Source organism: Ruminococcus sp. Marseille-P328 (assembly GCF_964249465.1).
GTDB classification, from domain to species: domain Bacteria; phylum Bacillota; class Clostridia; order Lachnospirales; family Lachnospiraceae; genus Blautia_A; species Blautia_A faecis.
Map to the genome: position 1 here is coordinate 21,311 of NZ_CAXUBQ010000030.1, position 21,426 is coordinate 42,736.

The window sequence follows — 21,426 nt, forward strand, 5'->3', positions numbered from 1 at the left end:
AGGAGGAACACGAAAATGAGTTTACAGGTGGAGAAATTAGAGAAAAACATGGCGAAGCTTACCATCGAAGTTTCCGCTGAAGATTTAGACAAAGCAATGGAGAAAGCTTACCAGAAACAGAAAAGCAGAATCAGCCTTCCAGGATTCCGTAAAGGAAAAGCTCCGAGAAAGATGATCGAGAGCATGTATGGCAAGGGTGTATTTATGGAAGACGCTGTTAATTCTCTTGTACCACAGGAATATACAAAAGCTCTTGGCGAGTGCGATCTTGAGATCGTTTCCCAGCCGGAGATCAATGTTACACAGATGGAGCCAGGTAAAGCTCTTATCTTCACAGCTGATGTAGCTGTGAAACCAGAGGTTACTCTTGGAGATTACAAGGGTGTAGAGGTTCCGAAGTCTGAGATCACTGTAACAGACGAGGAAGTTGACGCTGAGGTTAAGAAAGAGCAGGATAAGAATGCAAGAACAGTTGCAGTTGAGGATCGTGCAGCTGCAAACGGCGATATCACAACAATCGATTTCGAGGGATTTGTTGATGGTGTTGCATTTGAAGGCGGTAAAGGAACTGACTACGCACTTACACTTGGTTCCGGTACATTTATCCCGGGATTCGAGGATCAGCTTGTTGGAGCAAACACTGGTGACCATGTAGAAGTTAAGGTTACTTTCCCAGAGGAATATCAGGCAAAAGAGCTTGCTGGCAAGGAAGCTGTATTCCAGTGTGACGTTAAGAAGATCGAGACCAAAGAGGTTCCGGAGCTTGACGATGAGTTTGCGAAAGACGTATCTGAATTTGATACTCTTGCTGAGTACAAAGAAGATGTTAAGAAGAAACTGACAGAGAAGAAAGAGAAAGAAGCAAGAACTGCAAAAGAGAACGCTGCAGTAGATAAAGCAATCGAGAATGCACAGATGGATATTCCGGAGCTTATGACAAAGACAGAGTGCCGTCAGATGATGGATGATTTCTCCAGAAGAATGCAGCAGCAGGGATTATCCATGGAGCAGTACTTCCAGTTCACAGGCCAGAGCATGGACAAGATGATGGAAGACATGAAGCCACAGGCTCTCAAGAGAATCCAGACAAGACTGGTTCTTGAGAAAGTAGCTGAGGCTGAGAACATCCAGCCATCTGAAGAAGAGATCACAGAAGAAATCCAGAAGATGGCAGATGCTTACAAGATGGAAGCTGACAAGATCAGAGAAGCTATCGGTGAGAGCGGACTTGAGCAGATGAAGAAAGATATGGCTGTTCAGAAGGCTGTTACTGTTATCGCTGATGCAGCAGTTGAAGTTGAGAAAGCAGCAGACGCTGAATAATCAGCAGGCAGATAACTGCACATCCCAAGAGGGAAAAATTATTTTGTTATGAAAGCGCTCTCTCTGGCGCATTATAATGCAGACCAGGTGGAGCGTATCTGATAAGAAAAGAGGGAATATATGAGTTTAGTGCCTTATGTCATTGAGCAGACAAGCAGAGGGGAGAGAAGCTACGACATCTATTCAAGGCTTCTGAAGGACAGAATCATTTTCCTGGGAGAGGAAGTAAACGATGTAAGTGCCAGTCTGGTAGTTGCTGAGTTGCTTTTTCTGGAAGCAGAGGATCCTGGAAAGGATATCCAGCTTTATATCAACAGCCCGGGTGGTTCCGTGACAGCTGGTATGGCTATCTACGATACCATGCAGTATATCAAGTGCGACGTTTCCACTATTTGTCTGGGAATGGCTGCCAGCATGGGAGCATTCCTTCTTGCTGGTGGTACAAAGGGTAAGAGATTTGCACTGCCAAATTCTACGATCATGATCCATCAGCCATCTGGCGGAGCCCAGGGACAGGCTACTGAGATCCAGATCGTGGCAGATCACATTGCCAAGACAAAGAGAACATTAAATGAAATTCTGGCTGCAAACACCGGACAGCCTCTTGAGGTAGTAGAGAAAGATACAGACCGTGACAATTACATGTCCGCAGAGGAAGCATTGGCTTATGGTCTGATCGATGGTGTTGTAACCCACAAATAGGGAAAAACTGTAACTGGATAACCGAGTGTACACTGATGAAGATGTAGTATATTTGTGTATTTCCAGTATAAACTTTCCCGCCTAAACTGAAAACAAAAGAAATCCCCCTGGAGCTTTTAGAACTCTAATAGCCGGAGTTTTCTTTTGCATGCTACTGTAAGAAAAGACTCCTGAACTAACAGGAGTCTTATCTTGTAAAACGGGATAATTTTGTAAAATAGGTATATTTTACAGAATAATCCCAAATTTTAAGAAATAAAGAAAACTTTTTTCAGAATAGCTCTGAATAAGGTTGCTTTATTTAAAAGAAAGGAAAAGTTAAAGATTCATGGCTGAGAAGATAAGAGAAGGAAAAGTAAGATGTTCCTTTTGCCAGAAAACCGAGGATCAGGTCCGCAAATTAATCGCCGGACCGGATGGTGCCTACATCTGCGATGAGTGTGTAGGTATCTGCTCGGAAATCATGGAGGAAGAATTTGGAGGATACGATCAGGAAGATATTCTTGGATCTGAGATCAATCTGATGAAACCAGAGGAAATCCATGCAATTCTGGACGACTATGTAATCGGACAGGATGAGGCCAAGAAAGCACTTTCTGTTGCTGTATACAATCATTACAAACGTGTTACTGCTTCAAGAAATCTGGATGTAGAGCTTCAGAAGAGCAACATCCTTATGCTTGGACCAACTGGTTCCGGTAAGACACTTCTTGCCCAGACACTGGCAAGACTTCTGAATGTACCGTTTGCCATTGCAGACGCCACTACCCTGACAGAGGCAGGATATGTAGGTGAAGATGTTGAGAATATTCTTCTGAAGATCATCCAGGCTGCTGATTATGATATTGACAGAGCGCAGTACGGAATTATTTATATAGATGAGATCGACAAGATCACACGTAAATCCGAGAATGTTTCCATCACTCGTGATGTTTCCGGAGAGGGTGTACAGCAGGCACTTCTGAAAATTCTGGAAGGCACTGTTGCAAGTGTTCCTCCTCAGGGTGGAAGAAAGCATCCGCATCAGGAATTCATCCAGATTGATACTACAAATATTCTGTTTATCTGCGGCGGTGCCTTTGACGGTCTGGAGAAGATCATTGAGGGAAGACAGGATACCAAGGCAATTGGCTTTGGCGCAGAAGTCGCTTCCAAAGAGGAACAGAATGTTGGTGAACTGTTCAAGCAGGTAATGCCTGAGGATCTGATCCGTTATGGACTGATTCCGGAGTTTGTAGGACGTGTGCCTGTAGTGGTAACCTTAGACGGACTTGATGAAAACGCACTTCTTCGCATCCTTCAGGAGCCGAAGAACGCACTGACCAAGCAGTACCATAAACTGTTTGAACTTGATGGAGTAGAGCTTGATTTTGAGGATGAAGCACTTCGTGTTATGGCGAGAAAGTCCATGGAACGTAAAACCGGAGCCAGAGGACTTCGTGCGATCATGGAGAGCACTCTTATGGATCTGATGTATAAGACTCCGTCTGACGACACCATTCGTAAATGCATTATTACAAAAGAAGCTGTAGAGGGAACTGGTGAACCTCAGATCGTTCATGGGGAAGCTCCTGCACAGCCGGTGAATCCGGCAAATACAGGCAGAAGAAGCCAGCGTGCACACAAAAAGGGCACTCCGGAAACAGCCTGATGAAGGGATTTGACTACAAATGAGTGAGCCAATCAATGTACTTCCTGCCCTTGCCCTTCGCGGAACTACCATTCTTCCGGGAATGATCATCCATTTCGATGTAAGCAGGGAACGTTCCAAAAAGGCAATCGAAGCGGCAATGTTTCAGGATCAGAAGATCTTTCTGGTAACCCAGAAGGATCCCCAGATTGAAGATCCTGGATTTGTACAGCTGTTTCAGGTAGGAACTATTGCATATATTAAGCAGGTTGTGAAACTTCCTGACAACCTGCTGCGTGTTCTTGTTGAGGGAAAAAGAAGAGCAGAACTTCTTGGCCTGGAACAGGAGACACCATATTTAAGAGCAGAGACTGTTCTTGTTAATGAGGAAGAAGAGGAACTGCCTCAGGCGATGCTGGAGGCAATGTACAGAAGTATCAGGGAGCTGTTCCAAACTTATTGCGCTAAGGGTGGAAAGATTGGAAAAGAACTGTCTGCCCAGATCATGAATATAGAGAAAGCACCGGAGCTGATCGACCAGATCGTAATTAATCTGCCTCTTTCCTGGCAGAGCAAACAGAAGCTTCTGGAGGCAGCCAGGCTGACAGACAGATATGAGCTTCTTGGTGCCATTTTGAGCAATGAGATCAATGTGCTGGATATCAGCCACGACCTTCAGCAGAAACTGAAAAAGCGTGTAGATAAAAACCAGCGTGAATATATTTTGAGAGAACAGCTGAAACTGATACGGGAGGAGCTTGGCGAGGACAATACTGCTGATGAGGCTGAGGAGTTCCGAAGAAAAGCCAAAGAGCTTACTGCTTCCCAGGAAGTAAAGGATCGTATTTTCAAAGAAATCGGCCGCTTTAAAATCACCAGCACCAATGCCGCTGAGAGCAGCATTCTGCGGGGATATATTGAGACACTTCTTTCCCTTCCGTGGGATAAGTGCTCTGAAGATTCTGAAAACCTGAAGGCAGCCTGGAAGATTCTTGAAGAAGGTCATTATGGTCTGAAAGATGTAAAAGAGCGTATTATGGAATTCCTGTCTGTACGTAAGCTGACACATAAAGGAAAATCTCCTATACTTTGCCTTGTGGGACCTCCTGGAACCGGTAAGACTTCTATTGCCAAATCTGTTGCAGAAGCCACTGGCAAGCGTTATGTCCGTATCTGTCTTGGTGGTGTGAAGGATGAAGCTGAGATCCGCGGACATAGAAAGACTTATGTGGGTGCTATGCCGGGAAGGATTACCGTTGCCCTTCAGCAGGCAAAGGTTGCCAATCCGCTTATGCTTCTGGACGAAATTGACAAGACAAGCAGTGATTACAAGGGAGATACTTCTTCTGCGCTTCTTGAGGTGTTGGATCCGGAGCAGAACAGTCATTTCAATGACCATTATGTGGAGCTTCCCCAGGATCTTTCAGAGGTGTTGTTTATTGCAACAGCCAACGATATTCAGGGAATCCCAAGACCGCTTCTTGACCGAATGGAGGTCATTGAGATCAGCGGTTATACGGAGAATGAGAAAGAGCACATTGCAAAGGAGCATCTGATTCCCAAGCAAATGGAAGCCAATGGAATTGAGAAAGGCAAACTTTCCATTCAGGGCGGCGCTCTTCGAAAAATCATCAATAATTATACGAAGGAAGCCGGTGTCCGCAATCTGGAACGTCTCATCGGTCAGATCTGTCGTAAGACAGCACGTCTGATCATGGAAGATGGCAAAGAGAAGGTAACGGTCACTGGCAAGAACCTTGAGAGCTTTCTGGGGCAGGAGAAATACAATTACCTGATGGCGAATAAAAAGGATGAGGTTGGTATCGCAAGAGGTCTTGCCTGGACACAGGTTGGCGGTGATACCCTTCAGATCGAAGTAAATATTATGCCGGGTAAAGGGGAATTTGTGCTTACCGGACAGCTTGGAGACGTGATGAAGGAGTCTGCAACAGCGGGCATCAGCTACATCCGCTCTGTAGCAGCCAGATATGGAATCAATCAGGAATTTTTCCAGGAAAATGACATTCACGTACATATTCCGGAAGGGGCAGTGCCAAAGGACGGTCCGTCAGCCGGAATTACCATGGCAACTGCAATGCTTTCTGCCATTATTGACAAGCCGGTAAGAGCGGATCTTGCCATGACTGGTGAGATCACCTTAAGAGGTCGTGTACTTCCAATCGGCGGACTGAAAGAGAAGCTTCTTGCAGCTAAGTACGCCAAGATTAAAGAAGTGCTGGTTCCAAAGTCCAATAAACCGGATATCAAAGAACTGGATGAGGAGATCACAGACGGACTGAAGATCACGTTTGTGGAAAATATGAATGAAGTGCTGGAACGGGCACTTGCCTGAAATGAGAGGTAGGAAAAATGGTAATTAAAAATGTTTCACTGGATATCGTTTGTGGTATCACCAGCAAACTGCCAGACACAGGAAGACCTGAAATTGCTTTTGCAGGGAAATCCAATGTGGGAAAATCCTCCCTCATTAACGGTCTGCTGAACCGAAAAGCGCTGGCAAGAACAAGTTCCCAGCCGGGAAAAACACAGACTATCAATTTTTATAATGTAAATGATTTTATGTACCTTGTGGATCTTCCAGGTTATGGATATGCCAAGGTTCCGGAGACCGAGAAGGCGAAGTGGGGAAAGATGATCGAGCGTTATCTTCATACCTCACAGACCCTGAAAGCAGTATTTCTCCTGATCGACATCCGGCACGATCCATCTGCAAACGATAAGCTGATGTATGACTGGATCGTAAATAACGGATACAATCCGATCATTATTGCAACCAAGCTGGATAAGCTGAAAAGAAGTCAGGTACAGAAGAATATTAAGGCTATCAAGGACGGACTGAAGCTGCGCCCGGGCAGTAAGATCATTCCTTTTTCCGCTGAGACAAAGCAGGGAAAAGATGAAATTTGGGCGTTAATGGACGAGTTGACCGGTGCAGTTCCGGCAGCTACGGACGAGCTGAAGGCCTGACAGACGAGGAAAAAGAATATGGGAATTATCAAGGCATTCAAGCTGGGATTTGACTATCTCAAGTATGATGAGGACGGCAATGTGGAAGCAACGCAGCGTGCTGTCAATGATGTAAACCTGGACATTGAAGCCGGCGATTTTGTGGCCGTTCTGGGGCACAATGGTTCCGGAAAATCCACATTGGCGAAGCAGATAAATGCATTGCTTATCCCTTCAGAGGGAACCATGTGGGTGGATGATATGGACACAGCCAAGGAGCCGGAGCTGTGGAAAATCCGCCAGAAAGCGGGGATGGTTTTTCAGAATCCGGACAACCAGATCATTGGTACGGTTGTGGAAGAGGATGTAGGCTTTGGTCCTGAGAATATGGGAGTACCTACAGACGAAATCTGGAAGCGTGTGGATGACAGTCTGAAAAAGACAGGAATGACCGCTTACCGTTATCAGTCTCCGAACAAGCTTTCCGGAGGCCAGAAACAAAGAGTTGCCATCGCAGGTGTTGTGGCGATGCGTCCAAGCTGTATTGTACTGGACGAGCCAACTGCAATGCTTGACCCGAATGGCAGGAAAGAAGTATTGAAAGCCGTTTCCGAGCTCAATAAAAAAGAAAATGTAACCGTTGTCCTCATTACCCATTATATGGAAGAAGTGATCCATGCCAACAAGGTTTATGTGATGGATGGTGGAAATGTGGTAATGCAGGGAACTCCAAGAGAAATTTTTTCCCAGGTAGAGACACTGAAGAAATACCGGCTGGATGTACCCCAGGTGACATTGCTCGCCCATGAGCTTCACAAGGCTGGCGTGGACATTCCGGAAGGAATACTGACGAAAGAGGAATTGGTGGGTGCATTATGTCGATAGAGCTTAAGAACGTGACCTATACTTACAGTCAGGGTACTGCTTATGAAAGCCACGCCCTGAAAGATATAAATCTTGTAATTCCGGATGGACAGTTCATTGGTGTGATTGGTCATACTGGAAGCGGAAAATCAACCTTGATCCAGCATTTTAATGCTTTGATCCAGCCTACAAGCGGTCAGATCCTTTATAATGGAGAAGACGTGTGGGCGGAGAATTATAACCGCCGGGCTCTTCGAAGTGAGGTGGGGCTGGTATTCCAGTACCCGGAGCACCAGCTGTTTGAGAATACAGTTCTGGCAGATGTTTGCTTTGGCCCTATGAATCAGGGACTTTCCAGGGAGCAGGCTGAGGAAGAGGCAAAAAAGGCTCTTGCCCATGTAGGTGTGAAGGAAGAGAATTTTACCAAGTCTCCTTTCGAGCTTTCAGGAGGCCAGAAGAAACGGGTTGCCATTGCAGGTGTTCTGGCAATGAACCCGAAAATCCTGATCCTGGATGAGCCTACTGCAGGGCTCGATCCACAGGGAAGAGATGACATTCTGGATCAGATTGCGGCTCTTCATAAGATGAGAGGAATTACCATTATCCTGGTTTCTCATAGCATGGAGGACATTGCCAAATATGTGGAACGCCTGATCGTTATGAATCATGGGGAAATGGTATTTGACGATACACCGAAGAATGTATTTTCCCATTATAAGGAACTGGAAGGAATGGGACTTGCGGCACCGCAGATCACCTATATCATGCATGCGCTTTCCGAAAATGGCCTGAATGTGGATACCACAGCTACCACTGTGGAGGAAGCCAGGGATACGATTCTGGAAGCTTTAAAGAAGCAGAAGCCTTCACTTCTTAAGAAGGGAGGCAGAAACGAATGATCAGAGATATTACCATTGGACAGTATTATCCGGCAGATTCCGTGATTCATAAGCTGGATCCAAGAACCAAACTGGTAGGAACCATTGGATTTATTGTATCTGTATTTTTGTTCCACACCTTCGCAGGATATGCAGTGGCTACTATATTTCTTGCAGGAATGATCCTGTTGTCCAAGGTTCCTGTGAAGTTTATTTTTAAAGGTCTGAAGACTATTTTCATGCTGCTTCTGATCACCATATTTTTTAATATGATTCTTACCCCTGGTGAGGTGGTATGGAAGCTGGGATTTATTAAGGTAACAAAGGAAGGTCTGGTGCTGGCAGGTACTATGGCGATCCGACTGGTTTATCTGGTGATTGGTTCTTCCATTATGACACTGACGACTACGCCTAACCAGCTGACTGATGGCCTGGAGCGTCTGCTCCGCCCGTTGAATAAGCTCCATGTACCAGTACATGATATTGCTATGATGATGTCGATCGCCCTACGTTTTATCCCTATTCTTCTGGAAGAAACGGATAAGATCATGAAAGCGCAGATTGCCCGCGGAGCTGATTTCGAGAATGGGAATCTGATCCAGAAGGCGAAGAACATGGTTCCCCTTCTGGTGCCACTGTTTATTTCCGCATTCCGACGGGCAAATGATCTGGCCATGGCCATGGAAGCAAGATGCTATCATGGCGGCGATAACCGTACCCAGATGAAACCGCTTTGTTATAAAAAAAGAGATCATATGGCATATGTGATTTTGGCAGCGTATCTGGCTGTTGCAATTGGATTTAGGGCAGCTGGAATTTAAATCGACTGAACATCCATTTAAAAAGTTATAGTTCCCTCATCTGTATTCAGAGTCTTAAAATAGACTACGGATGCAGATGAGGGAATTTTCACAAGGAGAAAGATGATGAAACGAATTGGACTTGTTGTAGCATATGATGGAACGAATTATTGTGGCTGGCAGACACAGCCCAATGGAATTACAGTACAGGGAGTGTTGAATGATACACTTTCTGAGCTTCTGGGAGAAAAGATTGAAACGATTGGTGCCAGTCGTACAGATGCAGGCGTACACGCCCTTGGAAACGTAGCGGTATTTGACACCAACACCCGCATCCCGGGAGAGAAGATTTCTTATGCTCTGAACCAGCGTCTGCCGGAGGATATCCGGATTCAGATGTCTGAAGAAGTGGAACCGGACTTCCATCCAAGATACTGTGACAGTGAGAAAACATATGAATATCGCATTCTGAACCGCAAATTTCCGGTACCAACTGAGCGGCTTTATTCCTATTTCTATCATTACAAATTAGATGTGGACAAAATGAGAGAGGCAACATCCTACCTGATCGGAAGGCATGATTTTGCCAGTTTCTGCGGCTCCGGAGCCCAGGTGAAAACAACTATCCGTACGGTTACCGGAATTGAAGTTTTCCGTGATGGTGACATAGTTACGATTCGCGTTTCGGGAACTGGTTTCCTCTATAATATGGTCCGCATTATTTCCGGCACCTTGATTGAAATCGGAAATGGACAGTATCCACCGGAGCGCATGCAGAAAATCCTGGATGCCAAAGACCGTTCCGCTGCTGGTCCTACCGCACCGGCGCAGGGACTCACCCTGATGGGGATACAGTTCTTTGATTAATGAGTAACGTTGCTATTTAATGTGTTGAAAAGTTCTTCAGGAGGGACGCATTTGGACAATGTGTATTACTCACTCGCCGGCGCAACGCTCCAGCGAGTGAGCAATAACCATTGTCCGAATGCGTTCGCCTTGAACAACTTTCAACATATTAAATAGCAAATTTTCGAGATGCACCTTTCCAATACTTCTTTTTGGCATATCACTTCACACATTAAAAATGTCAATAGCACATAATTACAATCTAGCATAATTTCACAACAAAAATGTCCACCCCAGCACAATTTTGTGCATATCATAACACAAAAAATGAAAGAGCAATCCAAAATTAGTCCATTTTACACAGAGTATCGATATGATATTATAATCCCATCAAAAAGCTATAGAACATAGCAAATAAAAATGATACGGGAGGTTTTTTCATGAAGAGAAAAGTAGCAATGGCAATGGTAGCAGCAATGGCAGTTGGTTCACTTGCAGTTCCGGTAATGGCAGAAGACGGAGCAGCTGGCGGAAAGATCGGTATTTCAATGCCTACACAGTCTCTGGAGCGTTGGAATCGTGATGGTTCCTATCTGCAGAAACAGTTCGAAGATGCTGGATACGAAGTAGAACTTACATACTCTGACAACGAGACAGACCGTCAGGTAAACGATATCCAGAACCTGATTTCCGACGGAGTTAACCTGTTAGTTGTAGCAGCTATCGATGGCGAGGCTCTTAATACAGTTATGGATGAAGCAGCAGATGCAGGAATCCCGGTTATTTCCTATGACCGTCTGATCAAGTCCGACGCTGTTTCCTATTATATTTCTTTTGATAACTACACAGTAGGTACCCTTCAGGGACAGTACGTAGTAGATTCTCTGGATCTGGACAATGCTGGAGACAAGACATACAATATCGAGTTTACAGCTGGTGATCCTGCTGATAACAATGCCGGATACTTCTTCAACGGTGCATTTGATGTATTAAAACCATACATTGATGCAGGAACCTTAAATGTAGTTTCCGGACAGACTGATTTTGATTCTGTTGCAACACCTGCATGGGATACCCAGACAGCACTTGAAAGAATGCAGAATATTCTGGCATCCTATTATGCAGACGGAACACAGCTTGACGTAGCTCTTTGCTCCAACGACTCCACAGCACTTGGTGTAACACAGGCAATCGAGTCTGACTATGCTGGTGATAACACAGTCCTGATCACAGGACAGGATGGTGATGAAGCAAACCTTGCAAACATCGTTGACGGAAAACAGTCCATGACCGTTTACAAAGCAGTTGCCAATGAAGCAGTCGTAACACTTGACCTTGCAAAAGCAATGCTGGCTGGTGATACAGTTGATGAGTCTCTGATTGAAAAATCTGGTTGGGATTTCGAGTGTGCATATGATACAGAGTCCTATGAGACATCTGAAGGCAACAAATGCCCATCCTTCCTTCTGGTTCCTACAGTTGTAACAAAAGACAACCTTCAGGAAGCACTGGTTGACCCAGGATACTACACAATGGATGATGACGGATATCTTCATCCGGCAAACTAATGAAGGCTGAACGAAAACGTCATACAAATCAAAAATAAAGGTTTAAATGTGGGCGGGGTGAAAAGCCCCGCCTGTTTTATGGGAAAGGGGGCGCCATTTTGGCTGACAATATTTTAGTAATGGAACACATTACGAAGGAATTCCCCGGTGTCAAAGCTTTGGATAACGTTAACCTTGAAGTTCAGCGTGGCGAGATTCATGCGCTGATCGGTGAGAACGGTGCGGGAAAGTCCACATTGATGAACGTATTAAGTGGTCAGTATCCATACGGCAGCTATACTGGAACGGTTACCTACGAGGGTGAAGAGTGTAAGTTTAAAAAGCTTAATGACAGCGAGGCAAAAGGTATCGTTATTATTCACCAGGAGCTTGCATTGATCCCACTGCTTTCCATCGGTGAAAACATGTTTCTCGGAAACGAGATCAAAAATAAAAGAGGAGCCATCGACTGGGATAAAACATACAGCGAGGCTGAGAAACATATGGCTCAGGTAGGTCTTCATGAATCTGCCCAGACCCTGATCAAAGATATCGGAACCGGCAAACAGCAGCTGGTAGAAATTGCGAAAGCTTTTTCAAAAGATGTTAAACTGCTCATCCTGGATGAGCCGACTTCATCCCTGAATGATGAAGATGCAAAGATGCTTCTGGACCTGCTTATGGAATTTAAAAAACAGGGACTGACATCTATTATTATCACACACAAACTGAATGAGATCATTTACTGTGCAGACCGTTGTACCATTCTTCGAGACGGAAGCACAATCGAGACACTTACAAAAGGCGTGGATGACTTAAGCGAGGACAGGATCATCAAAGGAATGGTTGGACGTCCTATGGAAGATCGTTATCCGAAACGTGAGCACAATGTAAGTAAAGAAGTGATGCTGGAGGTAAAGAACTGGACGGTTCATCATCCTCTGTATCCGGAAAAAATAGTAGACGACAATATTTCCTTTAAAGTACATAAAGGTGAGGTTGTTGGTTTCTCAGGACTGCAGGGTGCAGGCCGTACAGAGCTGGCAATGTCCATCTTCGGTAAGAGCTATGGAAGTGCAATTTCCGGAGAATTGTACATAAAGGGTGAAAAAGTAGATTTGAAAGATCCTCGTGCAGCCATCCAGCATGGTCTTGCATATGTAACTGAGGACCGTAAGACAAACGGACTGATCCTTGATGAGTCCATTCGTTTCAATACAACTCTTGCCCGTCTGAACAAAGTCTGTGATAATGGAATTATCAACACGGACCTTGAGGTACAGCTGGCGGAGCAGATGACAAAAGAAATGGGAACGAAAACACCTTCCAATGAGCAGCGTATTGGTAACCTGTCTGGTGGTAACCAGCAGAAAGCCCTTCTTGGAAAGTGGATGTTCACAGAACCAGATATTTTGATTCTGGATGAGCCTACCCGTGGTATCGACGTAGGTGCAAAATATGATATTTACTGTCTGATCAATCAGATGGTGGAACAGGGAAAATCTGTAATCATGATTTCCTCAGAAATGCCTGAAATCCTTGGTATGTGCGACCGGATTTATATCATGAATGAAGGTAAAATGGCCGGAGAACTGGATGCGAAAGAAGCTACCCAGGAAGGCATCATGGCACATATCATGCAGAATCAGAAGAAATAATGAAGGGGGAAAACAAAATGAATGCAAAAATAAAAGACTTTTTAAGAAAATATACGATGGTTATTGCACTTGTAATCGTATTTATCCTGTTCTGTGCTCTGACTGATGGACGACTTCTTTTCGCACAGAACATGTCAAACCTTATGCTTCAGAACGGATACGTACTGGTTCTTGCATGTGGTATGTTACTCTGTATCTTAACTGGTGGTAACATCGATCTTTCTGTTGGATCTGTTATCTGCTTCGTTGGTGGTGTTGCAGCTGTCCTGATCGGCAGCAAGGGCTTCAATCCATTTATCACCATTCTCCTTTGCCTGGTAATCGGCCTTCTGGTTGGTGTATGGCAGGGCTACTGGATTGGTTATAAGAGAATTCCTCCATTTATCACAACACTTGCCGGCATGTTCATTTTCCGTGGATTTGGACGTCTGGTACTGGATAATAAGACAGTATCTATCCAGAACAAATCTTTCCTGAATGTATTTACATCCTACATTAACATTCCGGGACTTGATGATGGAAAGAAATATTCTGCACTGATCGTTGGTGTTCTGATCGCATGCTATATTATTTTCTCTACCATGCGTTCCAGAGCAAACAAAGCGAAAAAAGGTTATCGCCAGAATACAGCAGCTTCTGATTACAGCAGAGCAGCCGTGATTGCAGTTGTTATTCTGTGGTATTGCTACAAATTATATCAGTATAAAGGTATTTCCGTAATGCTTGTATGGGTAGTTGCAATCTGCATGATCTACAACTTCATCACATCCAAGACAGCGTTTGGACGTTACTTCTACGCAATCGGCGGTAACGAGAAAGCAACACAGCTTTCCGGTATCGATACAAATAAGGTTTATTTCATTGCATATACAAACATGGGCTTACTTGCTGGCCTTGCAGGTCTTCTCTGCGCAGCACGTGTAGGTTCTGTAAATGGTAGTACAGGTACATCCTTCGAGATGGATGCAATCGGTTCCTGTTTCATCGGTGGTGCTTCTGCATACGGTGGAAGTGGTACTGTAGGCGGTGTTGTAATCGGTGCTCTTCTCCTTGGTGTTATCAACATGGGTATGTCAATCATGGGTATCGGTGATTCCTGGCAGTATGTTGTAAAAGGTGCTGTACTTCTGATCGCAGTTGTATTTGATGTTATCTCTAACAGAAAATCCAACTAAATAATTGCAAAAAAACTGCTGAGAGTGCAGTAAAAAGTAATTAGAAAGGAGCTGTTGCAGAAATGCAATGGCTTCTTTTGCATATAGCATGCAAATATGGTAAACTGTAGATATTTGAAATCATATTTATAAAATGGCGGTTTGCCTACAGGCAAAAGCGCGGGCAATAAAGGAACTTATTAATTATGAAAAAATCCACATTGACTGTTTTTTTTATTATAGTAGGCTGTATGTTATTTCTCTCTGGAATCTGGATTTATTTCCAGAAAAAACTGGATCAGGTGGATCTTGGTGAAGGCGAGGGTGCATCCAGTTACGCAAAACATTATCTGATGATAGCAGGAGCGGAAAATACCCTGATGTGGGATTCCATCTATGAAAGCGCCAGCCAGGCGGCAAAGGATGCAGATGCTTATCTGGAATTGATCGAGCCCGGGCACGATTCCAATTATAGTCAGGCGGATTATCTGCGTATTGGAATTGCCTCCCAGGTGGACGGGATCATTCTGGAAGCTGATGGAAGCGATGAAGAGCAGGAACTGATCCAGGAGGCCTCAGATGCGGATATTCCGGTAGTTACGGTGCTGACAGATGATTCCTCCAGTGCCAGAATCAGCTTTGTTGGACTGAATAGTTATCAGCTGGGAAATGCTTACACGGAACAGATTCTTGGACTTTTAAAGGAACATGAGAATACGCAGGTCCTTCTTTTGTCAAATTCCCAGTCCAAGACCCAGGAGACCAATCTGATTTATTACCAGATTAAAAAAGAACTGGAGGAAAAAAAGAAGGATTATCAGACCGTAACGATTTCAGAATACAACATTGACAGCAGCTCTGGCTTTGATACAGAGGAATTTGTCCGGGATATTTTTGTAAGCGAGGAGAACCTGCCAGATGTGCTGGTGTGCATGGATGAGGTTGTGACAGAGTGCGTTTACCAGGCTCTGGTTGACTATAACCAGGTTGGAAATGTGGATGTAGTTGGTTTTTATTATTCCGATGTAATTCTGGATGGTATCAGCAAAGGGATTATTTCTTCGGCTATCGCTCTGGATATGGATGAAATCGGAAGATACAGCGTGAATGCCCTGGAAGAGTTTTCCTCCTTGGGACATACCAGCAACTATTACAGTGTGGGTCAGCATGTGATCACCAGAAGCAATGTTGGGACTTACAGAACGGAGGGGAATTAAGTGAGAAAGAGAAAAGAAAGCCTTTCCGTCCAGAATTCCATACAGACAAGATTAAGCTTTGTTATGGCCCTTGTCATGGTGTTTGTAGTATGCATCAATTTTTTTATCTTTGAACAGATCCATACCGGTGTAGACCGGATTGATGCTGTTTTTTCCAGCAATGCAGCGATTAATGATCTCTCGGATACCTTAAACAAGCTGGAAGGAACGGTTTACGAATATCTGAATATAAAGGGAACCAAGGCTCTGGAAAATTACTATCGCTATGAGCAGGATTACCGGGAGCTTCTGGATAAGCTGAATGACCGGAATGTGGATAATGAAGTAAAAATGCTGGAAAAAAATATACGCAGAATGTCAGAAAGCTATCTGAATCAGACCAGCGAGACTGTTCAAGCCAAGCGAGGCAGAAATATTGAGAAGTACAAGGCTTCTTATGAAAAAGAACTGCAGCTTTATGAATATATCAATTCTTATATTTACAAGTTGAATAATCTGCGTTTCCGGATGAATTCCTCCAATTACCAGCTCCTGCTTTCTTCTATGGATGTACTGTATCGGCTGGCGTTGGTGGTTATTTTCATTGTGGCGGCAGTAGGTGTGGCCATTATCATTCTGTTTGTGCAATCCATGATCCGGCCGCTGACCCAGCTTTCCAGTACTGCGCATGAGGTTGCCATGGGAAATCTGAATGTGCCAATTCTGCCTGTTGTCTGCGAGGATGAGGTTGGCGTGGTAACCCGGAGCTTTAATCAGATGCTGGACAGCATACGCATTCATATTAAACAACAGCGTGAGAGTATAGAGAAGCAGGCACAGATGAAGGAGAGGGAGCTTCTTATGGAGACCCATCTGAAAGAAGCACAGCTGAAATATCTTCAGGCTCAGATCAATCCTCATTTCCTGTTTAACTGTCTGAATGCCGGGGCCCAGCTTGCCATGCTGGAGGATGCAGAGCGTACCGGTGTTTTTCTGGAAAAGATGGCAGACTTTTTCCGATATAATGTGCGGAAAATGGAGGATGATGCTCTTCTCTGGGAAGAGGTGGATGCAGTTGACAATTATATTTATATTTTAAATGTCCGATTTGCCGGAGATATCAATTATGAAAAAGATGTGGATGAGGGAATCGGGAATTTCAGGATTCCAAGCATGATTTTGCAGCCTCTGGTGGAAAATGCCGTGCAGCATGGAATTCACGACTGTATGGAAACTGGAAAAATCAGAATGTCCATTCACAAGGATGGGGATGACCTGGAAATCACAGTCAGTGATAATGGCGCCGGAATGACACAGGAGATGATTCAATCCGTTATGGCAGGGAAAGCACGAAATAATGGAGAGGACCGTTATTCTACAGGCATAGCAGTAGGAAATGTAATTGACAGATTGGAATTGTATTATAAACAAAAAGATCTTCTTACCATAGAAAGTGAGGGCCTTGGACTTGGAACCAGTGTGCATATCACCTTACCGGTGGAGGTTGAAGGTACCAGTGAATGAGTAAAAAGTGATAGCATGGAGTATGCTGCAATGAGCAGTGACAGAGGCTGAATAAAGGGGAGCAAAAAAATGTACCGTATTCTGATAGCAGATGATGAAGGACTTATGCTGGAGGCTTTTAAAGGAGTGATTCTGGCTGAATTCGGAGATAAATGCAGTGTGGAAACTGCGAAAACAGGAAGGGCGGTAATCGAGAAGGCGGAGACCTTTCACCCGGATATTGTGTTTATGGATATTCACATGCCTGGAATTAATGGAATCCAGGCTATGCGGGAAATCCGGAAGTTCAACAATTCCGCCTTGTTTTATGTAGTTTCTGCATATGACAAATTTGATTACGCCAAAGAAGCCATCAATCTTGGTGTGGAACAGTATCTTACGAAACCGATTTCGAAAAGTAAGATTATTTCTGTGGTGGAAGAAGCGACAGCAAAGGTGGATAAGGTTCGTGATCAGAGAAGTAATCTGTTGAAAATCCAGGAAAAGCTAGAGACAGTTATCCCGGTTGTGGAATCTGGTTATGTGAATTCTCTTCTTTTCCAGAAGGAGATGGCAGCAGCAGGTTATTACCAGCAGCTTCTGGATATTGAATATGGCCAGGGTTATGTTATGGTGGTGCAGTTTGGACAAAGCTATGAAAATGGAAGACTGGTAAGCCCGGTTGGAATGAATGTGAAGGCGCAAAGCTTTTATCCGGAATTTCGGGATGTGGTGAAGTCTGCTTTTCCCTGTGTAGTTGGAAATATTATGTCCAACCGCATCCCTGTGGTAGTGCCTTGTGAAATTTTCCAGAATCCTTATGAAGACCGCATTGATCTGGTGGAAAAGGCAAGAGAGCTGGTGGCAAGATTGGAGGGCAGACTGGATGCAAAATTTCGTGTGGGAATTGGAAGAGTATGGGAAATGGAAGAGCTTGAGAGATCTTACCGCGAAGCACTCCGGGCATTAAACGGAAGCCTGAGCAGGGTAATACATATAGAGGATCTTTCCCAGAATGGTGTCTATGACGAGGCTTTTCCCGGCAATGATGAGAAGAGGATGTTCCGCTGTCTTGAGGAGGGAAATGAGGAGGGGATGCTCCAGGAGGTGAACTTCTTCTGTGACTGGATGGTAGAGCATTATTCACAGGATATGAATAATATCCGCCTGAAAATACTGGAGTTTATTATCTGGGGTGAGAAGATTGCCTTTGACAGCGGCGCAATCAATTATGGATTTAGTTACCGCAGGGACTATTTGGATACTGCAATGTCGCTTTCTACCTATGAGGATCTTCGTAAATGGTTCCAGGAAAAGATGGTAAATGTATGCCGGGCAATCCGGGATCAGAAGGAAGATCAGTCTAATTCCGCGGTAAAGAAGGCCATGCTTTATATTCAGGAAAATTACAGCAGGGATATTTCTCTGGATGATGTGTCCAGCCAGGTAAATATCAGTCCTTATTATTTCAGCAAGATTTTTAAGGAGGAGACTGGAGAGAATTTTATTGAGTATCTGACCAGAGTCCGGATCGATAAAGCCAAAGAGCTTCTGGTAGATGCAAATGTGAGCGTAAAGGAAGCGGGAATCCAGAGCGGCTATTCGGATCCCAATTATTTCAGCAGGATTTTTAAGAAGCAGATGGATATGACTCCAAGTGAGTATAAAGCGAGGTATGGAAAATGAGAAAGTGTCGTTGGCTGATCTTGTCGTTGGCTTTGCTCCTGGCAGCTGCATTGGCAGCAGGTTGCGGAAGTAGGCCTCAGGAGCCGCAGAAGGAAGAAGCAAAAGAGGAAGATAAGCTGCAGATCGGGCTTAGCTTTGACTCTTTTGTAATTGAGAGATGGCTGCGGGACCGGGATATGTTTGTTTCTACGGCCCAGAGCCTTGGGGCAGAAGTGAATGTGCAGGTAGCCGGAGGTGTTGTGGAAGAGCAGATTTCCCAGATAGAGTATTTTATTAAGAAAAAGATGGATGTGATCGTGGTGATCCCTATTGATGGAAATGCTCTGTATGATGTGCTGAAGGAAGCCCGGGAAATGGGGATTTATATAATCTGTTATGACCGCATTGTGGAAAATGTTAATGCAGATCTGTATATTACCATTGATAATGAAAAGGTTGGAACCCTTATGGGAGAGGCGCTGATCCAGGCTTGTCCGGAGGGAGGAAATATTTTTGCTATCAATGGATCTCCTACAGACAGAAATGTGGATGAAGTTGTGAGGGGGTTCAATAAAGCCATTGAAGGCAGTAATCTGAATGTGGTTTATACGGGATATTGCGATAACTGGATGGCAGAGCTGGCCGGAAACTATGTGACTCAGGGGTTGGAAGTTACAAAAGATATTGTAGGGGTGATGTGCGGAAATGATGATCTGGCAAGTCAGGCAGTGAAGGTATTGTCGGAGAATCGGCTGGCCGGGAAGGTTGCTGTGGTGGCCCAGGATGCGGATCTGGCAGCCTGTCAGAGGATTGTGGAAGGTACACAGGAAATGACCGTCTATAAGCCTATTGAACAGGAAGCGAATACAGCGGCTGAGTTCGCAGTGGCGCTTGGCAAAGGAGAGGATATTACTTCCGGAGAAGGGGAATACAAGGCGGTAGAAACCTTCAATGATGGGACATATGACATTCCTTATTATAAAATCGATCCAATCGCGGTGACGGCGGAAAATATGGATAAGGTGATCATTGACGGGGGATTTCATACGAGAGAGGATGTCTATTTGAATATTCGATAAGGAAAGGTGCTTCAAAGCGGACGCAGTGCGGACGAAATAACAAAAAGACTGATTTTTCATGCAGCTGCATGAAGAACCAGTCTTTTTGTATGGGGAAAAGAATTTTTTATGAATATACTCTGTCGATTTGAATCACGGCACAATAGTTGCCATCATCCATATTGCGGATGCGTTCTTTGAGGAGATTTGTGATCTCCACGTTGGTGAGTTTGCATTCGAAAGGAACCGCTATGTCGAAGATCAGGTTTGTGTGGGTAGGACCTTCTACTATGCGAAAATCGTGAATGGAAAGACGACGGTCCAGATTGCGGGTGATTTCTTCAATCTGGCTGCGTATTTCATTGACCTCCTTGTTGTCTGTGACAATGGGATCAATGTGGATGGTGGCAGAACAATTCAGTTTGTCCTGAAGCTCATGCTCAATGTTGTCAATCTCATCGTGGATGATCAGCAGATCTCCGTGGGCGGGAACCTCAGCGTGGAGGGAAAGAATCAGTCTGCCTGGACCGTAGTCATGGACAATCAGGTCATGCATGCCGTGGACAAGGGGATGGGCAAGAACGATCTCTTCGATTTCCTCTACTAAATTTTTCTCCGGGGCTTGTCCGAGCAGGGGATCAATGGTATCCTTCATTGTAGTGGTTCCGGTATAGAAGATAAAAATGCCCACCAGGACACCGAACCATCCGTCCAGCACCAGTCCGGTAAGCTGACTGATGATAGTTGCCAGAAGAACCAGACTGGTGGAAACTGTGTCACTTAAACTGTCTCCGGCTGTAGCCTGCATGGCAGTACTGTCGATTTTGTGACCGATAGTGCGGTTATAGTAGTACATATATATTTTTACCAGAATAGATGCAATAAGGACAGCAATAATAACCGGGCTGCATTCAATGGGCTCCGGGGTGCGGATCTTGTCAATGGAGGAGCGGATCAGCTCGAAGCCCATGATCAGAATCGCAACTGAGACAAGAAGTCCGGAGATATATTCCATGCGTCCATGTCCAAAGGGATGCTCTGTATCCGGTTTTTGTCCGGAGAGCTTGAAGCCCACCAGAGTGATCACAGAGGAGCCTGCATCCGATAAGTTGTTGAAGGCATCCGCCGTGATGGCAATAGAGCCGCTTAGGATTCCGGCAAGCCATTTTCCTATAAAAAGAAAAATGTTCAAGGCAATTCCTACAGCTCCGCAGAGCATGCCATAAGACTGGCGAACCTGGGGGGAGTTGTAGTCTTTGTAATCTTTGATGAAAAAATGGGATAAAAATGTTATCATGAAAACTTCACCTCAAATAAAAGTAACTGTTCAGTTCTCTTACAGTTACGCGCTTTGTGATGCACAGAAAGGCGAACCCTCCTGCGGCACTTCCACAGCTGTCTCCTGGGGCTTTCATAGTGAAAATGCCTCGCGGAATAGTATTTGCTGAATAGTTATCTGAAAAAATAAAATAGTTACTGTGTATCCTGTGAATACATTCTTTTTAATGTAGCACATTGCGGAGAAAAATACCAGAGAAAATTTATAAAATGCCTGATTATATGAACCATTTATGATAATGTCCTAATATACCATAAAGGAAAATGTCCCAATGTAGTATAATGCTTCCATCAACA

At 44.5% G+C, this 21,426-nt stretch carries 17 protein-coding genes; 16 read left to right on the top strand and 1 reads right to left on the bottom strand.

Annotated elements, in window-relative coordinates; genetic code table 11:
• The first annotated feature begins 15 nt into the window (after window positions 1–15).
• From tig to ACESTK_RS17635, 16 genes are all read left to right on the top strand, one after another.
• Window positions 16–1,323 carry a trigger factor gene (tig, locus tag ACESTK_RS17560; RefSeq protein WP_118582705.1) on the top strand — a complete coding sequence of 436 codons (1,308 nt, stop codon included), beginning with the start codon at window positions 16–18 and terminating at the stop codon, window positions 1,321–1,323.
• Window positions 1,324–1,443: 120 nt separating this feature from the next.
• On the top strand, window positions 1,444–2,025 hold the full coding sequence (gene clpP / locus ACESTK_RS17565; protein WP_118582708.1) for an ATP-dependent Clp endopeptidase proteolytic subunit ClpP: 582 nt from the start codon (window positions 1,444–1,446) through the stop codon (window positions 2,023–2,025).
• A gap of 328 nt (window positions 2,026–2,353) precedes the next feature.
• Window positions 2,354–3,676: an ATP-dependent Clp protease ATP-binding subunit ClpX gene (clpX, locus tag ACESTK_RS17570; RefSeq protein ID WP_118582711.1), complete on the top strand. Its 1,323-nt coding sequence runs from the start codon at window positions 2,354–2,356 to the stop codon at window positions 3,674–3,676.
• A gap of 19 nt (window positions 3,677–3,695) precedes the next feature.
• Window positions 3,696–6,008 (top strand): endopeptidase La, encoded by a 2,313-nt coding sequence (gene lon, locus ACESTK_RS17575; protein WP_373120374.1) that lies wholly within the window; start codon window positions 3,696–3,698, stop codon window positions 6,006–6,008.
• Window positions 6,009–6,025: 17 nt separating this feature from the next.
• Window positions 6,026–6,643 carry a ribosome biogenesis GTP-binding protein YihA/YsxC gene (yihA, locus tag ACESTK_RS17580; RefSeq protein WP_118582717.1) on the top strand — a complete coding sequence of 206 codons (618 nt, stop codon included), beginning with the start codon at window positions 6,026–6,028 and terminating at the stop codon, window positions 6,641–6,643.
• A gap of 18 nt (window positions 6,644–6,661) precedes the next feature.
• Window positions 6,662–7,507 (top strand): energy-coupling factor transporter ATPase, encoded by an 846-nt coding sequence (locus tag ACESTK_RS17585; RefSeq protein ID WP_118582720.1) that lies wholly within the window; start codon window positions 6,662–6,664, stop codon window positions 7,505–7,507.
• Window positions 7,498–8,385, top strand: a complete 888-nt coding sequence (locus ACESTK_RS17590; protein ID WP_173719371.1) for an energy-coupling factor transporter ATPase — start codon at window positions 7,498–7,500, stop codon at window positions 8,383–8,385. Before ACESTK_RS17585 ends, ACESTK_RS17590 begins: the two co-directional genes overlap by 10 nt.
• Window positions 8,382–9,185: an energy-coupling factor transporter transmembrane protein EcfT gene (locus tag ACESTK_RS17595; protein WP_118582725.1), complete on the top strand. Its 804-nt coding sequence runs from the start codon at window positions 8,382–8,384 to the stop codon at window positions 9,183–9,185. The genes ACESTK_RS17590 and ACESTK_RS17595 overlap by 4 nt, the downstream gene beginning before the upstream one ends.
• A 102-nt stretch (window positions 9,186–9,287) precedes the next feature.
• Window positions 9,288–10,031 (top strand): tRNA pseudouridine(38-40) synthase TruA, encoded by a 744-nt coding sequence (gene truA / locus ACESTK_RS17600; protein ID WP_330382759.1) that lies wholly within the window; start codon window positions 9,288–9,290, stop codon window positions 10,029–10,031.
• A 419-nt stretch (window positions 10,032–10,450) separates the two neighbouring features.
• The gene (locus tag ACESTK_RS17605) at window positions 10,451–11,578 is read left to right on the top strand and encodes a sugar-binding protein (protein WP_148461696.1); all 1,128 of its coding nucleotides are present in this window, start codon (window positions 10,451–10,453) and stop codon (window positions 11,576–11,578) included.
• Window positions 11,579–11,697: 119 nt separating this feature from the next.
• A complete protein-coding gene (locus ACESTK_RS17610; protein WP_373120376.1) occupies window positions 11,698–13,215 on the top strand; it encodes an ATP-binding cassette domain-containing protein in 1,518 nt (505 codons plus the stop codon).
• 17 nt (window positions 13,216–13,232) lie between these two features.
• Entirely contained in the window at window positions 13,233–14,390 is a 1,158-nt protein-coding gene (locus ACESTK_RS17615; protein ID WP_148461694.1) for a sugar ABC transporter permease, read from the top strand.
• Window positions 14,391–14,575: 185 nt separating this feature from the next.
• The gene (locus ACESTK_RS17620) at window positions 14,576–15,586 is read left to right on the top strand and encodes a substrate-binding domain-containing protein (protein WP_195700380.1); all 1,011 of its coding nucleotides are present in this window, start codon (window positions 14,576–14,578) and stop codon (window positions 15,584–15,586) included.
• Window positions 15,587–17,089: a sensor histidine kinase gene (locus ACESTK_RS17625; RefSeq protein WP_195700379.1), complete on the top strand. Its 1,503-nt coding sequence runs from the start codon at window positions 15,587–15,589 to the stop codon at window positions 17,087–17,089. It abuts the gene before it with no gap.
• Window positions 17,090–17,158: 69 nt separating this feature from the next.
• A complete protein-coding gene (locus ACESTK_RS17630) occupies window positions 17,159–18,754 on the top strand; it encodes a response regulator (RefSeq protein ID WP_195478432.1) in 1,596 nt (531 codons plus the stop codon).
• The gene (locus tag ACESTK_RS17635) at window positions 18,751–19,812 is read left to right on the top strand and encodes a sugar ABC transporter substrate-binding protein (protein ID WP_195983248.1); all 1,062 of its coding nucleotides are present in this window, start codon (window positions 18,751–18,753) and stop codon (window positions 19,810–19,812) included. The genes ACESTK_RS17630 and ACESTK_RS17635 overlap by 4 nt, the downstream gene beginning before the upstream one ends.
• Before the next feature lie 106 nt (window positions 19,813–19,918).
• On the opposite strand, the gene ACESTK_RS17640 is transcribed toward ACESTK_RS17635, so the two are convergent.
• On the bottom strand, window positions 19,919–21,088 hold the full coding sequence (locus ACESTK_RS17640; protein WP_148461689.1) for a cation diffusion facilitator family transporter: 1,170 nt from the start codon (window positions 21,086–21,088) through the stop codon (window positions 19,919–19,921).
• Window positions 21,089–21,426: the final 338 nt, after the last annotated feature.

Coding starts and splice junctions, on each gene's coding strand:
- tig (WP_118582705.1), top strand. CDS start 16: ATGAGTTTACAGGTGGAGAAATTAGAGAAAAACATGGCGAAGCTTACC.
- clpP (WP_118582708.1), top strand. CDS start 1,444: ATGAGTTTAGTGCCTTATGTCATTGAGCAGACAAGCAGAGGGGAGAGA.
- clpX (WP_118582711.1), top strand. CDS start 2,354: ATGGCTGAGAAGATAAGAGAAGGAAAAGTAAGATGTTCCTTTTGCCAG.
- lon (WP_373120374.1), top strand. CDS start 3,696: ATGAGTGAGCCAATCAATGTACTTCCTGCCCTTGCCCTTCGCGGAACT.
- yihA (WP_118582717.1), top strand. CDS start 6,026: ATGGTAATTAAAAATGTTTCACTGGATATCGTTTGTGGTATCACCAGC.
- ACESTK_RS17585 (WP_118582720.1), top strand. CDS start 6,662: ATGGGAATTATCAAGGCATTCAAGCTGGGATTTGACTATCTCAAGTAT.
- ACESTK_RS17590 (WP_173719371.1), top strand. CDS start 7,498: ATGTCGATAGAGCTTAAGAACGTGACCTATACTTACAGTCAGGGTACT.
- ACESTK_RS17595 (WP_118582725.1), top strand. CDS start 8,382: ATGATCAGAGATATTACCATTGGACAGTATTATCCGGCAGATTCCGTG.
- truA (WP_330382759.1), top strand. CDS start 9,288: ATGATGAAACGAATTGGACTTGTTGTAGCATATGATGGAACGAATTAT.
- ACESTK_RS17605 (WP_148461696.1), top strand. CDS start 10,451: ATGAAGAGAAAAGTAGCAATGGCAATGGTAGCAGCAATGGCAGTTGGT.
- ACESTK_RS17610 (WP_373120376.1), top strand. CDS start 11,698: ATGGAACACATTACGAAGGAATTCCCCGGTGTCAAAGCTTTGGATAAC.
- ACESTK_RS17615 (WP_148461694.1), top strand. CDS start 13,233: ATGAATGCAAAAATAAAAGACTTTTTAAGAAAATATACGATGGTTATT.
- ACESTK_RS17620 (WP_195700380.1), top strand. CDS start 14,576: ATGAAAAAATCCACATTGACTGTTTTTTTTATTATAGTAGGCTGTATG.
- ACESTK_RS17630 (WP_195478432.1), top strand. CDS start 17,159: ATGTACCGTATTCTGATAGCAGATGATGAAGGACTTATGCTGGAGGCT.
- ACESTK_RS17635 (WP_195983248.1), top strand. CDS start 18,751: ATGAGAAAGTGTCGTTGGCTGATCTTGTCGTTGGCTTTGCTCCTGGCA.
- ACESTK_RS17640 (WP_148461689.1), bottom strand. CDS start 21,088: ATGATAACATTTTTATCCCATTTTTTCATCAAAGATTACAAAGACTAC.